Raw genomic sequence first — 14554 nt, 5'->3', positions numbered from 1 at the left:
TATGAGTTACATGTTACAGAGTGCAGGTTACAGGGAATACAGGGATTATGTTACTGGTTACCTGTTGCCAGTTGCCGGGGAATACAAAATACAGGACCAGGGAACTGGTAACGGTACCTGGTACCTGCAACTTGTACCTGTACCAGCTTGTTTGTTCACTACAGTTTAAATTTAACGCCAAGTAAATAGTTAGCACCATAAGTACCCTTCCGCACAAACACATTCCTGCCAACAGACTGATGTGGTACATCGCCGGTGATGTCGTTTCCGGTATAGGGTTGGCGGATCTCCAGTTCGTATGGTGTGTTAAGAATGTTGTTGATCTTGGCGTATACAAACCAGCGGCGGGCCAGTTTTTTCTCTACAGAAAAATCCATTTGGGCAAAACCTTTCTGCCAGATATCATTATTGAGGAACTGCGATACAGTGTTGATCCTTCTGCCGGTATAATTGAAGGCCAGTTGCGCGTTCAGGCCAATATTATCATGTTTTACCATTAACGAAAGGTTGGCAATATGTTTCGATTGTCCCTGTAACGGACGGGTTTGATCTACCGCTTCAGTGCTTTGTCCGGTGGCAGTGCTGTAGCGTTTCACCTTTGAGGTGGTGATACGTGAATCGGTGAATGTATAGTTCGCCTTAATGCCAAACCAACGGAAATATTTAGCCAGGTCAAGTTCAAAACCATAGTTGGTAGCATTCCCAAAATTATCAGGCAAATAATAGGTGTTGGTGCCCTCATCTTCCAGCGCGTATTCAATAGGATTTTTTAATCTTTTATAAAACACGCCGGCAAGCAATTGATCGAGGCCTTTAGGATATAATTCATAACGCAGGTCAAAGTTATCGGCAGTGGTGCGTTTCAGATTAGGATTGCCGATCTCCACATAGTCTGCATCAGGATCACCGCTGGTATGTGGTACCACTTCATAAAAGTTCGGACGGCTGATAGCTGAATAATAAGATGCACGGATAGCCATTGTTTTGTCGAGGCTATATTTAATATGTGCCGAAGGCAATACATCGTAATAAGAAATAGAACCGGTTTTACCTTTTACCGATTCCGGTACATTGCTGTTCCAGGTAAGATCGGTATTCTCATAACGGGCGCCACCGGTAACCTGCAGTTTGTTGTACTCGAGCTTCACCATACCGTAGGCTGCACCTACATTCTCTTCGGTGGTATAGTTTAGCGCATTGTCTGAAGTTCCTTCGCCATTGAATACCGAGAAGGTATTATTGTTAATGTCGCCATTATAAACCTGTATGCCAGGTGTGGGGCGCAGTGAATAGCTGTCGTACTGGCTTTTTCTTGTTTTGTTGCGGTACATACCACCGGCCGACCAGGTTGCGTGTATAGCACCCAGTTGGGTTTGATAAATAAGGTTCAGATAACCGTTCTTATCCTCATCAATGCTATGCGCAAACTGGCGGTAGGAGGTGCCGTCGAGATTCAGGGGCGCTTCTACCATCTTGCCTGTTGCGGGGTCTTTTGATACGCCGGTTACCAGGTTCAGCGTAGCTTCATCGGGGCGGTTACCAATGGCTTTTGACCAGGCGGCTGTCCAGTTAACCTGGAAAATCCTTGTGAAGGTTTGTTCACCACCAATAGTAGTGTTGGCTATTTTCTGTACTTCGTGCAACGTGCGATAACTGTTGCTGATGCGACCGCTGCCAAGACCCACACGACCCAGTTTCAAGTTTGTGTCTGATACAAACCTGAATTCATTTCTCATCAGGTTCATATAACCGGCATAGGCGCTTAAGCGGTGGTTGTTGTTCAGTTGATAATCCAAGCGGGTATGAATACCGCTGCGTTGCTGCTGAATAGAATAATTACGCGTTTGTATGCCTTCTACGGTAGCGTCGCCATTGTTACGGTCGGTTTCTGTATTAAAGAAAACGCTGTACACATTGCGGTAGTTGTTTTGGAAACTGCCTGCTACCAGTATACCTAATTTATTGTTGAGCATGCGGCCGCCAACAGAAACACCAGCCAGGGCTGCAATGGGATTGTGTTTGGTTTTATAAGTAAAGGCGTCGTTTGTAAAATCGTTCGTCGTGGCCTGATAAGCGGCGCCGTTATTATAACGTGGAGAATGGTTGGGTGAAGCGGAGGTAGAGAATTTGTTGAAGTCCTGAGAGATGAATTTGTCGGCATATCCTGCTGCGACATTGGCTTTTACAGAAAATTTCTCCGGTGCATTCTTCATGATCATATTTATTGCGCCGCCAATTCCGTCGCCTTCCATGTTAGGGGAAAGTGATTTGGATACTTCCAAACGGTCGAGCAGGTCGGCGGGGAAGATGTCCAGTGGAACGTAGCGGTTCTTGTTATCGGGGCTGGGGATCTTGATACCGTTCACCAGGGTATATATATAACGTTTGTCCATACCCCTTACAATGGCATATTGTCCTTCGCCATTGGTGCTTCTTTCGAGCGAAATACCCGAAACGCGTTGGGTTACGTTGGCCACCGACAGATCGGGAGATATTTCAATGGCTTTAGACGATACCGCGTTTTGAATAAGATCGGCACGACGGCCTGCCAGCAGTGCATAGGCGTCTGAGCCTTTATCGTGTTTTCCGGCAACGATGATCTCGGTAAGGTCGTTTTTGTTAGGTTCGAGTGTTATCGAAAAGATCTGTTGTCGTTGGGTGGTTACCGTATAAGTGCCTTCAAATTGTTTGTACCCTACATAATTAACCCTGATGGTGTAGTCGCCGGTAGGAAGGCTTCTTACGTAATAGGTGCCGTTCAACCCCGAAACGACATTAACGCCTCTGGGGCCTTTAAACGAAATGGTTGCGTTGGGTAATAATTCGCCCGTTTGCTTGTCCCTGATCTGTCCTTGCAATAGTTTCTGCTGCGCATGCGCAGAAATAGCGAGACTGGTCAGGGTAAAAAGAAAAGACAAGATGTGCTTCATAACAGCCAATTTTTTGGTAGCATGCTGTTGTGTTCATGCCAGGTGCAAATGTGTAACAGGGCTCGTAGGAATCGGAAAAACGGGCGTATACATATTGGTAACAGCGTTACAGGCGCCGTTAACAACACGGCAACAACGTTAACAGAAGGCAATTAAGGTACTGATTGTCAGTGCATGTCAAAGAACAAAAAACGTCATTACCAATTTATTACCGCAACATGAAGGAATTGTTAACTAGTTAACTAGTTGACGAGTTAACAAGTTGACGAGAGGTTCACTTAATAATTACTTAACATTAAACCTGTTTCTTCGCTTGTAATATGAACAGGCTTCGGGTAGTTATTTTGGTTTTGGTCACTAGCGTAGTGCTGCCAGTTAGTGCAGTTAAAGCTCAGGAGAACGATCGTTCGGAGTTACAACATACCCAACGGCTGAGCAAGCGCTTCCCCGACTCCGCTTTTTTACTACTGAAAGAAATGTACAGCAAGGCCATTGCCGGAAAGGATATGCAAACGATGGGTACCTGTTTGCAACAGATGGGACAGATCTGTTATTACCTTGGCAACTATCCCAAAGCGCTCGATTTTCACCGTCAGGCCGATAAAATATTTCGCGAAACAAATAATACGGAACAGGTTGCCCGCAACCTGAACGATATGGGACTGGTATATTATCAGAACCGCCAGATGGCCGTTGCCCGCAAACAATATGAAGAGGCCTTATCTATTTATCACAGGAGCGGCGATAGGGAAGGGCTGGCCGATACCTATGGAAAAATTGGTCACCTGTACGAAAAACAAAAACAATACGACAGCGCTTTTGCTTTTCAACGCCTGGCATTGCAGCAATGCGCCGATACGGGACAGCAACAACTGGTGGCCAAGATCTATGAAAACTTGGGCAGTATTTATGAAGACCTGGAGAAGTATGATTCGGCCTGGTATTACTTCAACCGTTCATTACAATTGTACGACCAGGTAAACGATCAGGTAGCGGGCATTGAAGTGATCAATAACCTGGGTGATATTTATAGAAAGACCTGCCGTTACCGCGAAGCGATTGGCGAAACGCATAAAGCGCTTGCCCGCGCCGTGATCATCAACGACAGTTATCAAAAAGGTTCGGCGTATCGCGACCTGGGCAAAGCCTGGCATTTGCTGGGGCAGAACGACAGCGCTTATTATTATATAGAACTTTCACGCAAGGCCGCCATCGATCTGTATTCTGCAGAAAATAACCGGCAGACTGCTTTCTTAAGTGTGTTGTTCGATATTGATAAAAAGAACGACGAAATAGTACAGCTTGAAAATGCGCGTCAATTTACAGTGGTGATTACCATTGCCGTTATCATTGTAGTGGTGTTGCTGGTTGTGTTGGGCTGGGTGACCATCAGTCGCCAACGGTTAAAAATAAAGAACGAACAAATGCTGAGTAAGCAAAACCAGCATATTTATGAAACGCAGAAAGACCTGATGCAAGCCGAACTGGCCAATAAACAACTGCAGGAAGAAAGGCTAATGGAAGAGCTGGAAATAAAAAAGAAAGGACTTACCTCATATACCCTGCATATTATTGAAAAGAACCAGTCGCTGGAAGACCTGAAGAATAAGCTGGAGATAATGATCAAAGATGATAAACGTGATCAAAAGAAACAGTTACAGCAATTGCTTCATCAAATAAATGAGAACTTTAATCACGATCAATACTGGAATGAATTCAGGGAAACCATTGAACAAATTCACCAGCCATTCTTCGATAACCTGAAAAAATACAACGACGACCTTACCCCTAATGACCTGCGAATGCTTTCGCTCATCAAACTAAATTTGGCATCAAAAGATATGGCCACCTTATTAGGTATCTCACAGGATAGCCTTCGGGTATCGCGGTACCGGTTGAAGAAGAAGTTGAATTTGGAGAATGGCGAGAGTCTTACGGGGTTTGTACAGTCTTTATAAAGTTGACGAGTTAACTGGTTTACAAGTTAACTCGTCAACTCGTTAACTATTCTGCATTCCACTCATAGTAAAACTGCTTCAAATAACTCTCCATAAACTCATGCCTTTGTATCGCTAAGTTCTTTCCGGTAACTGTATTCATCCTGTCTTTCAACAACAACAGCTTCTCATAAAAGTGGTTGATGGTAGGAGCGGTGTTGTGTTTGTATTGTTCCCTGCTCATGCTAAGGTTGGGCGGAATGGCGGGGTCGTGCAGTGGTCGGTTTTTAAATCCACCATAATTAAATGCGCGTGCAATGCCAATAGCGCCTATGGCATCGAGGCGGTCGGCATCCTGCACAATGTCCAGTTCTTTTGATTTGAAGGCCTGTTGGTGATTTCCCCCTTTGAAAGAGATATGTGAAATGATATTTTCAACGTGTTGTATAGTGGCTTCTTCCACATCCAGTGATTGCAGCCATGTGCGGGCCATACGTGGACCAATGGTTTCATCACCATTATGGAATTTTGAATCGGCTATATCGTGCAACAACGCGCCCAATGAAACAACCAGTTCATCGGCATGTTCTGCAGCGGCGATCAGTTGCGCGGTTTTCCATACGCGATGAATATGCCACCAGTCGTGCCCCCCTTCGGCTTCTTTTAGTGTTTCCTTTACGTGTTGTATTGTTGCCTCAATGATTTGTTGTTTCTCCATCGTGTAAAGATACAGATGTAGGAGGTAAGAAGTAGGAGGTAAGAAGAACTTGAATGTTGTATTTCAAAATAATGTGGCGAGCCTCGATTATCGGGGGCTTCATACGTCTTACATCTTACATCTTACTTTAGTAAGATCGAAGCCGAAGTCACCACTGCAACCATCATGGCATCATCCATTCCAAACCGTATCTCTTTCAACGCACGACTCATTTTCTTCTCAACTGTTTTTACGGAAATGTTCTTTTGTTCGGCGATCTGTTTATAGGTAAGTCCGCCATCGCGGTGAAGAAGGAAGATCTCCTGTTCGTCGGGTGGGAGTGATTGAATAAGTTGTTTGTATATCGATTCCAGTTCCTTGAACAGTACAGGGTCTTCAAAAAGAATGTCTTTTGAGATCTGGGACAGCCTGTTGAAAAAAAGCTGGTCGGTCTTTTCGGCCCTGATGGCTTTGAAAACCTGGAACCGAACAGCCTGATGCAGATAGGATTGTAAAATATCCACCTTTATTTCCTGCCGGCGTTTCCATAATGAAATAAATACTTCCTGCACAACATCCTGTGCGGCATCCCTTAGCTGTAGTATATTGTGAGCAGATGTGTAGAGAGGTTTCCAGTAACGGTTATAAATTTCAGCAAAAGCCGCTTCATCGCTTTGATAAAGAAGTTGCAGTAGTTGGTCGTCGGTATGGATAAGATAATTTTGCACGTTGTACCCGAAAGTTAAGACAAAATTAACCTTCCTGGTAGTGCCCGGGGCAGAAAACTGCAAGAAAGATAGCAGATATTATTTTTTTTGTGAAATTGTTGAACATAACTATTTAAAAAAGAGAAAAGGAGCAAAAGAGCCCTTCTTCAAACTCTTTTACTCCTTAATCTCCAGCTTCCGGGAAGCCGGGGATAGACATCAGCATCGAATAATAGAGACCTTCTTCAACCCTTTTATTCGTTTGCACCCGGCTTTCGCAGAAGCGTCAATCAAAAACTCGCAGATGGGCATATGAGAACTCCCCTTTAAGCTCTTTCTGCCCGTATTGCCCAGGCGCCGGATAGGTTGCAATTTTCTCCTTTGCCAGGGCGTTGCTTTCTTAACCTCCTTTGATCAGTATACTCTTTGAACCAGGTTAACTAGTTGACTTGTTAACGAGTTAACTAGTTAACCTGAAAATCAGACTTTTTGCTATTAATTAATCTGCCGCACAGAAACCCTCTATCGACTCCATCACCTTTATCAACCTTTCAACTATTAAATCAAGCTGCCGCACACAGGAAACTTGTCAACCTGTTAACTTGTCAACACGTCAACTCACTACCTATCCCACCACAACCTCGTACCACCATTATCCGGCCCGCCCAACGTAGCCGCTGCGCGTTGCGCTCCTTTAGGGTTCGTCAGGTATTCATCGGGTGGTAAATTGATGCGACGAATAAACGTAGTGCTCGAAATTTTACCACCACTGTTATTGATCACAACAGGGAATAGCTTAGGATAACCGGTTCTGCGAAACTCGCTCCAGGCTTCCTGTCCTTCAGGGAACATGCTTATCCATTTTTGGGTGATCACCCTTTCCAGCTTTTTCTCAAAGGCATCGCCATCGTCCCATTTAATGGTAATGGTGCTCAGCCAGGGCGATCCTGTGGTTATATCATTTTGTCCGGGTGTTATTGCTTTGGGATCAATGTAGGGGATTGGTTTACTAACGTCATCGGCTAAGTACTTGGTAGCTGAATCGGCATGTAAGCCATATTGAGTGAATGAAGCTCTTACTCCCAGTTCGTAATTGTCTTTGGCGTTGCCGGCTTTTGCCCATCCGCGTATGGCGGCTTCTGTTTTCAGGAACCAGGCCTCGGCTGCAGGCATCAATTGTAACAGGCTGGGCAGTTTGGCCAGTGGTGAATAATCCTGGTACCGGCTCTTGGCATCAATGTCAATACCATTGCGAATGCCTTTGTATTGTCCGGCAACGGCTGCGTCTTTTGCAGGTATAAAATATTTGGGCAGGCGCGGGTCTTTATAACCGGCCATGATCGATTCAATGGGTGCGCCCATACGAATATCGTTCCATGCACCGCTGATGGTGTTCAATGGATGTTCGGTAGCGCCAATGTTAATGCTGAAATTGTCGGCGGCATCGGTTAACAGTCCACCTTCATTTGCCAGTGCTGCTTCACCTTCTGTTTTTGCTTTGGCGGCATCGGCCTTTACAATTCGCAGGGCCAGGCGCAGGCGCAATGAGTTGGCGAATTGTAACCATTTCGCATAACTGCCCGCGTATACCAGGTCGGCATTGGTAAATGTAGGTGTCGACGTTTTTGCACGAAGCGGTGTAAGAATGGTGATGGCCTCATTCAGGTCTTTAAAGAAATTATTATACGCTTCCTGTTGTGAGTCGTAATCATATCCGCCATCATCGGCCCTTACTTTATATTTAGAGTACATGATGGGACCAAAAATATCGCTCACCCGGTGCATGGCTTCCACCTTTAAGATCTTGGCCATGGCGTATAGGTCGGGCGCTCCTGTTTTGGTAATTTGTTCAACACTCCACAGCGGGGCCATTACACTGGCCTCCGGACTGCTATAAGCAGAGCTCATAACAAACAGGTTCCAGCCATCAACAAGGTCGTAGTTCATATTGTTGCTGTTACCGCGGAAAGGTGTGGGCGGCATCATGTAACCGCTGAACACATCGCCCATGAGGTTTTGCTGTAATTGCGTAACCCAGGCTGGCTGATATACATAAATGGAACGTTGCGCTTCTTTCAGCTGGCCTACTACCAATCCGTAATCGGGCAACAGATCGTCATTGGTAGCGCCATATGGATTCTTATTGTAGCTCTCGAAGCTTTTTGTGCAACTGCTTGCTACAAGAGTTGCAGCTGTAGCTATGGAAAGAATATATTTATATTGTTTGTTCATTGTACTATTGTTTTTCTGTTTGTTGTCTGTGGTTTGTTGTTTGTAGTTGCTCCGCGCTTTTTAGCCTCGCTATTAATAAGGAATTATTGAATTGAAGAACCACAAACTATAAACTACAAACCACAAACTTTTATAATTAAAACGAACACCTGAAACTCAATCCCATGCTACGGGTGGCGGGTAATGAGAAAACATCTATACCCTGTAACCCGTTGCCGGTGCTCATACTCAGCTCAGGATCGTATGGCGCTTCTTTTTTAATAAAGAAAAGATTGCGTGCTACCAGTGAAAGGCGCATATCTTTTATAATTGTTGACTTTGAGGGCAGTTTGTAACCCACTGATAGTTCACGCAATCTGATGTTAGTAGCATCGTACATGTAATATTCTGAAATACCTGCACGGCCACCCACGGAAGTATAGAAAGTTTCAGCAGGAATTGGGCCTGCCCATTTCGTGCCATTGATCATTGTGGCAGGAATGTTTACGCCGCCGTTGTTACGGGCATCTGCTGTTACTTTCGAAACACCGTATTCATCAAGGACAGCCTGGGTAATGCTCATCACTTTACCACCGAAGCGTCCGTCGATAAGCGCCGATATAACAAAGTTCTTAACTTCTACTGTGTTGGTCCAGCCTGCAAGGAAATCGGGGTTGGGGTTGCCAACAAAACCGAATTTATCTGCCTGTGGTTTTCCTTTATCGTCTACAACGATAGATCCATCGGCTGCACGCAGGAATTTAATACCGTAAATATCACCATAAGAACCACCTTCGCGAATTCGAAGCGAATAACTGTTCACGCCGGCCAGTGTTAATTCATACATACCGCCCAGCTCGGGTAACAGTTGTATGATCTTATTACGGTTGCGTGTGAAGTTTATACTGCTGTTCCATTTTGTGGTGCCTTTGCGCAGTACATCGTAACCCAGCACCATTTCAATACCCTTGTTCTCGATATTACCGGCATTTACAAAGAAGCGCGAGAAACCGCTGCCTCTTGGCGCGCTGAAATCGAAATACTGGTTTTTGGTATTTGTCTTGTACCAGGTGAAATCAAAACTTAACCGGTTGTTCAGGAATTTCCATTCTGTACCAATTTCATAAGAGCGGGCATCTTCCGGTTTCAGGGTAGCGCCCAGGTAAGGGCTTTCCTGAACGGTAACTACATTACCCGATCTGATGAGGTTGGTTGGGTTGGTTGAGAAAGGTTCCACATCATTACCCACTTTCGCAAACGAGAATCGTACTTTACTGTAGTTGATGAATTGTGGTAACTGAACCAGGTCGCTTACGATGGTGTTTACACCGGCAGAAAAATACGGGTAACCGCTTTTTGCCTGTGGGGTATAAGCCAGCGTAGATGACCAGTCGTTACGGGCAGTAAGGTCAACAAAGATCTTTTCATCAAAATCGAATGTAGCGGTAGCAAAGATCGATTGTACCTGGCGACGTAAACCGCTTGGTGAAACCATCAGCGCCGGGTTTAGTTTCAGGTTGCCCAATGTAAAGATGTTGGCATAGGCCAGGTCGGCTCCTTTAGAGTCTATGTAATCGTGGTCCTGCTTTTGATCGTTGATGCTGGTACCGGCGTTGAAGTTAAAGCCGATCTTATCGGTGATCTTGGTGTTACCCGAAAGAATTACATCGCCATATAATAGCGTACGGGTTAAACGGTCGTAAGAAAAGCGGCCATTAAAGTCGGCCAGTGTTATTTGGGTGCCGGCATATGCATGTAATTCGTAGCTGTCGTAGTTGCGGTTAATGCTTCCACGCGCCTGAATGTTCAGCCATTTGGTAATGGGGTACTTCAATGTAAGCGAAGCAAACAGGTTGTCTTTTTTACCTATGTTCACATCGCGGTTCAGCACCCAGTATGGGTTTTGCTGGTTGTCCTGACCGCCGAGCTCTTTATCGTGATTGATATTCCACCAGTTCTGCACCTTCATGATGCGGAGCGGGGAGTAGTATTCAAAATTATTCTTATACTCATCAAAGTTCAAGCCCCTTGGGAACAGGTACAAACCGGTAAGCGCGTTGTAATACAAACCCGTTGATGGCCGGTTGTTTGTTTTCTGGGTGCTGAAGATGATGTTAGCGTCTACATTCAATTTATCGTTAAAGAATTTAGAGGTTTGACGGAAGTTGAATGTATGTTGTTTGAATTCGTTGGTGGGTAGAATACCGGTATTGTTGGTATTGCTATAGGAGAAATAAGTTTGTGCCTTTTCGTTACCTGCGGTAAAAGCAATGGTGTTGATAAAGGTCTTTCCGGTTTTAAAGAAGGGCTTTACATGGTCGGGATTTGATCCGGCGGGGCCCCAGCTGTAAATATTGTCTTTATTGGTTTGGTTAAAGTTATACTGTAAATCGGGCGTGTACATTGGTTTTTCAAACGTGACCGAAGTAGAAAAATCTACTTTTGATGTACCGGTTTTACCTTTTTTAGTGGTGATCATGATTACACCATTACCAGCCTGGCTGCCATACAATGCCGATGCGGAGGCGCCTTTCAGTACGGTGATGTTCTCAATATCTTCAGGGTTCAACGTGCTCAGCACATCGCCTGCATCGCGGCCGGGTGTATTGATACCACCAGCCTCACCCCACAGGTTAACGGGTTGGGCCGAAGAAAAGTTGGTAAGCGGTACCCCGTCAATTACATATAATGGTTGGTTCTCACGGGTTGATTTTTGTCCGCGCAGGATAACCCTTACCGAACCGCCCACACCTGATGAGCTGGGGTTGATCTGTAAGCCAGCCACCTTACCGTTAAGGCTGCCAATAGGGTTCAGGTTCTTTACGGTGGTAAGTTCGGCGTTATTGATCTTGGTGGTGCTGTAGGTTAAACTTTTTTGGCGGCGTTGAATTCCCAGGGCCGTTACCACCAGTTCGCCCAGTTGTTGCGAGGTGGCGGTAAGCGTTATGTTCAGGGATTTAGTATCGCTAATGATCACCTGACGTGATGTATAACCAATATTTGTAATGATAAGAATGTCGCCTTTGTCGGCATCGATGGTGAATTCTCCTTCAGGGTTGGTGCTTGTGCCTTTTTTAGTGCCTTTTACCTGTATGTTGGCACCAACTATGGGCTCACCTTTTTCGTCTACTATTTTGCCTTTAATGGGCACCGGGGGTGGGGGCGGAGGTTCATTGGTAACGGTTGGTATTTCTATAGCTGAGCGTTTTCTGATAACGATCGTATTGCCCTGAACACTGTATTCGAAGGGGGCGCCGGTAAGGCATTGTTGCAGTACATCCTTTACGGCGGCATTTTTCACGTTAATGGTAACCCGATCGAGTCCCTCAAAAAGGTCCTCACAGTAAACGATCGACACGCCTGTTTGCCTTGATACCGCTTTGAACACCTTTTGTACAGGCACGTTCTTTAGCGTCAGGGTTACAGTTTGCCCACTGGTATGGGCAACTGCATGCAAGCAAGCGATGAATAACAGTACCGTGGTTAATTTCATGACCTTAAGCAGTTTGTGCTTTTCCTGGCTGGTTAACCAGGAGTTTGTCCACCTCGTATATTTACGAAAGCGGATCATAGCAGTTATTTGCATAACTTTGTTTGGTTTGGTGATTGAATAAATGATTCCTCAACAGACTTGTTTATTATTACTGAACACCGCCGTTTCGTCTGGCCACGAAGCGGCTTTTTTTTTACCCCCCGACCTCCTAAAGGGGCCAAGAGACCTTAGTATCTTATTTATCTATATTGGTTATTTATAGTTTATGTTTTATAGTTCACAGTTCATTGTTTCTTTATTTCAGGCATCTGATAATTCTCCGGCTTCGCTAACGTTAAGCATTGCCTATTGCTTATTGTCAATTGCCTATTGGCTCAAACAAGCTCAACAACTGGCAATAAGTACTTCAGGTATCGAGTCTGTATCATGAATATCCCTGAATTGTTGTTTTATACGCACTGTTCTCAATTGTTAAAACCTACAGTCCCCGGAGAGCCGGGGCAAGCTCCAATGCCTTCTGTCTATTGCCAATTGTGTTTTGCTTATTCGTCCAAGAAAAATCCACATCAGTAAACCATGAATCAATTATGTTTATCGAATGACAGTTAATGTTTTTCCTTCCAGCTTACAATGAACACCGTACATCTCCAACATCTTAAGAATGTTTGAAAGATTTATATTTCTACTTATTCTTCCACCGTAAGTTTGGCTATCAGGTTTTACTTCATATCGGATATCTACGTCGTACCATCTGCTTATTTGTCGCATAATGGTTTTGATATCGGTCTTATCAAATTCAAACCAGCCATTCTTCCACGCCATTACCTGATCTATGTCTGGTGAATGGTCAATAGTGAATGGTGAATGGTGAGTGGTGAGTGGTGAGGCGACTCGCGACAGTTCAGCCTGCTCGCCCGGCTTTAGGACAACTGAACGTTCGGCATTTATTGCCAATTGCTTATTGTCTGTTGCCAATTGATTCACTTTCACCGACCCTTCTAATAAAGTTGTTTTAACTGCTGTTTCATCGTCGTAGGCATTCACATTAAAGTGTGTGCCCAGTACCTCTATATCCTGGGTTTTTGTTTTAACATGAAATGGTTTGTTGGCATTCTTAGCAACTTCAAAATATCCTTCCCCATCTAACTCTACCTCGCGTATTTCGGCGGTAAATGCTGTTGGAAAGCGTAGCGAACTGGCTGAGTTCAACCATACTTTCGATCCATCGGCAAGTATTAATTGATACTGGTTACCACGTGCTGTACTAATAGTATTATACACTACAGCTGCAGGTTTATCTTTTGCCGTGTTGGCATAGGAAACCTGTCCGTTTAAGTTTATAACGGTTGCGCCACCCTGTTGTGAAATAGTGCCACGGGTTGAATCGAGAATTATGGTGCGCCCATCGCTTAATGTAAGCACAGCTGCATCATGACCCGGTGGCAGATCGCGCGGTTTTGTTTTCGCTGTCTCTGCATGGGCCGGTTCGGTAGCCGGTTTTTTAAATAAGAAAAAATAACTACCGGCGCCAATCATGGTCAATACTACGGCAGCTGCGGCCATCTTACTATAGTTGCGTTTTATGGGAATCACCTTTGCCTCCGGGTCCTGAAAGCTGGCTGCTATTTGATTGTACATTGTTCTTCTTATCACCGCTTCTTCATCGGCAGTTAGTTCTGTTTTGCCCGCTTTTTCCATTCGTCGATAGTACTCTTCAACGAGGGCCTTTTCGGCAGCGCTGGCCGTGCCGTTCTGGTACTTATCCAATATGCTGAAAAATGATTGCTTGTCCATACTATCTATATATGTACCCAAATGATAGTGGCACCCTACGGAAAGTGGATAATCTTTTTGAAAAAAGTTATAACTGCTTAAGATTGAGGGTGCTAATTATTTTTTGCAAGAATAGGGCTGAGCTGAAATCGTAATTATTTGAACTTTTACCGTTACTGGTGGAAGGGCTACTGTAAATAGCTTTGTGAAGTAAGAAGTAGGAGGTAAGAAGTATGAAGAGATTGAATTTTAAAGCTCAAAATTAGGGTTCGTCTTACTTCCTACATCTTATTTCTTACTTCTGTTAAATAAGAACGAAATGAATATATTACAAGAAAGAAACAAGTTAGTAGTACAAAGATTCAACAAGGAGTTTATTGAAAAAGGAAACCTCGATGCCTTTGAAGAGATCGTTGCCCTGGATTTTGTGAATCGCAGCGCAGCTACCTTACATATTCCCGCTGGCAGGGAAGGGATAAAAGATTACATCGTAGATGTTTTGCGCAAGGCCCTTACCGATGTAAAAGTAGAAATATACGATCAGATCGCCGAAGGCGATACCGTTGTTACCCGTAAATCTATTTCAGGTATTCAAATAGGAGAGTTTCTTAATAAGCCCGCCACCAATGAGCGCATCGTTATGCATCTTATAGATATTGTTACGTTGAAAGATGGGAAATATGTGGAACATTGGAGATATGGACAAGTAGTTAACTAGTTAACAAGTTAACGAGGTTGTACTCTGTGCAGCTGGTTCAGTAATAGTTGAAATGTTGATAGAGGTGATAAAGTTGATAAAGGCCCTT

Annotated in this window: 9 protein-coding genes; 3 read left to right on the top strand and 6 right to left on the bottom strand. The window is 44.5% G+C overall.

Annotated features, from left to right (window positions below; translation table 11 throughout):
- Nucleotides 1-10 precede the first annotated feature (10 nt).
- Nucleotides 11-169, top strand: a complete 159-nt coding sequence (locus GGD38_RS19195; RefSeq protein WP_375302002.1) for a hypothetical protein — start codon at nucleotides 11-13, stop codon at nucleotides 167-169.
- Here the strand turns inward: GGD38_RS19195 and GGD38_RS19190 are convergent.
- The gene (locus GGD38_RS19190; RefSeq protein ID WP_375302001.1) at nucleotides 159-2930 is read right to left on the bottom strand and encodes a TonB-dependent receptor domain-containing protein; all 2772 of its coding nucleotides are present in this window, start codon (nucleotides 2928-2930) and stop codon (nucleotides 159-161) included. The genes GGD38_RS19195 and GGD38_RS19190 overlap by 11 nt on opposite strands.
- Nucleotides 2931-3280: 350 nt before the next feature.
- Here GGD38_RS19190 and GGD38_RS19185 point away from each other — a divergent pair, with 350 nt between their 5' ends.
- Nucleotides 3281-4888 carry a tetratricopeptide repeat protein gene (locus GGD38_RS19185; RefSeq protein ID WP_375302000.1) on the top strand — a complete coding sequence of 536 codons (1608 nt, stop codon included), beginning with the start codon at nucleotides 3281-3283 and terminating at the stop codon, nucleotides 4886-4888.
- 46 nt (nucleotides 4889-4934) lie between these two features.
- Here the strand turns inward: GGD38_RS19185 and GGD38_RS19180 are convergent, their stop codons facing one another.
- The 5 genes from GGD38_RS19180 to GGD38_RS19160 form a co-directional block, all read right to left on the bottom strand.
- The gene (locus tag GGD38_RS19180; protein WP_375301999.1) at nucleotides 4935-5585 is read right to left on the bottom strand and encodes an HD domain-containing protein; all 651 of its coding nucleotides are present in this window, start codon (nucleotides 5583-5585) and stop codon (nucleotides 4935-4937) included.
- Nucleotides 5586-5707: 122 nt separating this feature from the next.
- Complete coding sequence (locus tag GGD38_RS19175; RefSeq protein ID WP_375301998.1) at nucleotides 5708-6292, bottom strand: RNA polymerase sigma factor; 585 nt, start codon at nucleotides 6290-6292, stop codon at nucleotides 5708-5710.
- 600 nt (nucleotides 6293-6892) lie between these two features.
- Complete coding sequence (locus GGD38_RS19170; RefSeq protein WP_375301997.1) at nucleotides 6893-8503, bottom strand: SusD/RagB family nutrient-binding outer membrane lipoprotein; 1611 nt, start codon at nucleotides 8501-8503, stop codon at nucleotides 6893-6895.
- Nucleotides 8504-8639: 136 nt separating this feature from the next.
- Nucleotides 8640-12068 (bottom strand): SusC/RagA family TonB-linked outer membrane protein, encoded by a 3429-nt coding sequence (locus GGD38_RS19165; protein WP_375301996.1) that lies wholly within the window; start codon nucleotides 12066-12068, stop codon nucleotides 8640-8642.
- Nucleotides 12069-12566: 498 nt separating this feature from the next.
- On the bottom strand, nucleotides 12567-13769 hold the full coding sequence (locus GGD38_RS19160) for a FecR domain-containing protein (protein WP_375301995.1): 1203 nt from the start codon (nucleotides 13767-13769) through the stop codon (nucleotides 12567-12569).
- A gap of 298 nt (nucleotides 13770-14067) precedes the next feature.
- Here GGD38_RS19160 and GGD38_RS19155 point away from each other — a divergent pair, with 298 nt between their 5' ends.
- Entirely contained in the window at nucleotides 14068-14466 is a 399-nt protein-coding gene (locus GGD38_RS19155) for an ester cyclase (protein ID WP_375301994.1), read from the top strand.
- Nucleotides 14467-14554 lie beyond the last annotated feature (88 nt).

Origin of the sequence: Niastella sp. OAS944, assembly GCA_024809215.1 — a bacterium.
GTDB lineage: Bacteria > Bacteroidota > Bacteroidia > Chitinophagales > Chitinophagaceae > Niastella.
Note: the sequence above shows the minus strand (reverse complement) of the source record. Positions and strands in the feature narration are given on the sequence as shown.

What these genes read in the sequence shown, in the direction of transcription:
- GGD38_RS19195 (WP_375302002.1), top strand. Translation starts at nt 11, where the DNA reads ATGTTACAGAGTGCAGGTTACAGGGAATACAGGGATTATGTTACTGGT.
- GGD38_RS19190 (WP_375302001.1), bottom strand. Translation starts at nt 2,930, where the DNA reads ATGAAGCACATCTTGTCTTTTCTTTTTACCCTGACCAGTCTCGCTATT.
- GGD38_RS19180 (WP_375301999.1), bottom strand. Translation starts at nt 5,585, where the DNA reads ATGGAGAAACAACAAATCATTGAGGCAACAATACAACACGTAAAGGAA.
- GGD38_RS19170 (WP_375301997.1), bottom strand. Translation starts at nt 8,503, where the DNA reads ATGAACAAACAATATAAATATATTCTTTCCATAGCTACAGCTGCAACT.
- GGD38_RS19165 (WP_375301996.1), bottom strand. Translation starts at nt 12,068, where the DNA reads ATGCAAATAACTGCTATGATCCGCTTTCGTAAATATACGAGGTGGACA.
- GGD38_RS19160 (WP_375301995.1), bottom strand. Translation starts at nt 13,769, where the DNA reads ATGGACAAGCAATCATTTTTCAGCATATTGGATAAGTACCAGAACGGC.
- GGD38_RS19155 (WP_375301994.1), top strand. Translation starts at nt 14,068, where the DNA reads ATGAATATATTACAAGAAAGAAACAAGTTAGTAGTACAAAGATTCAAC.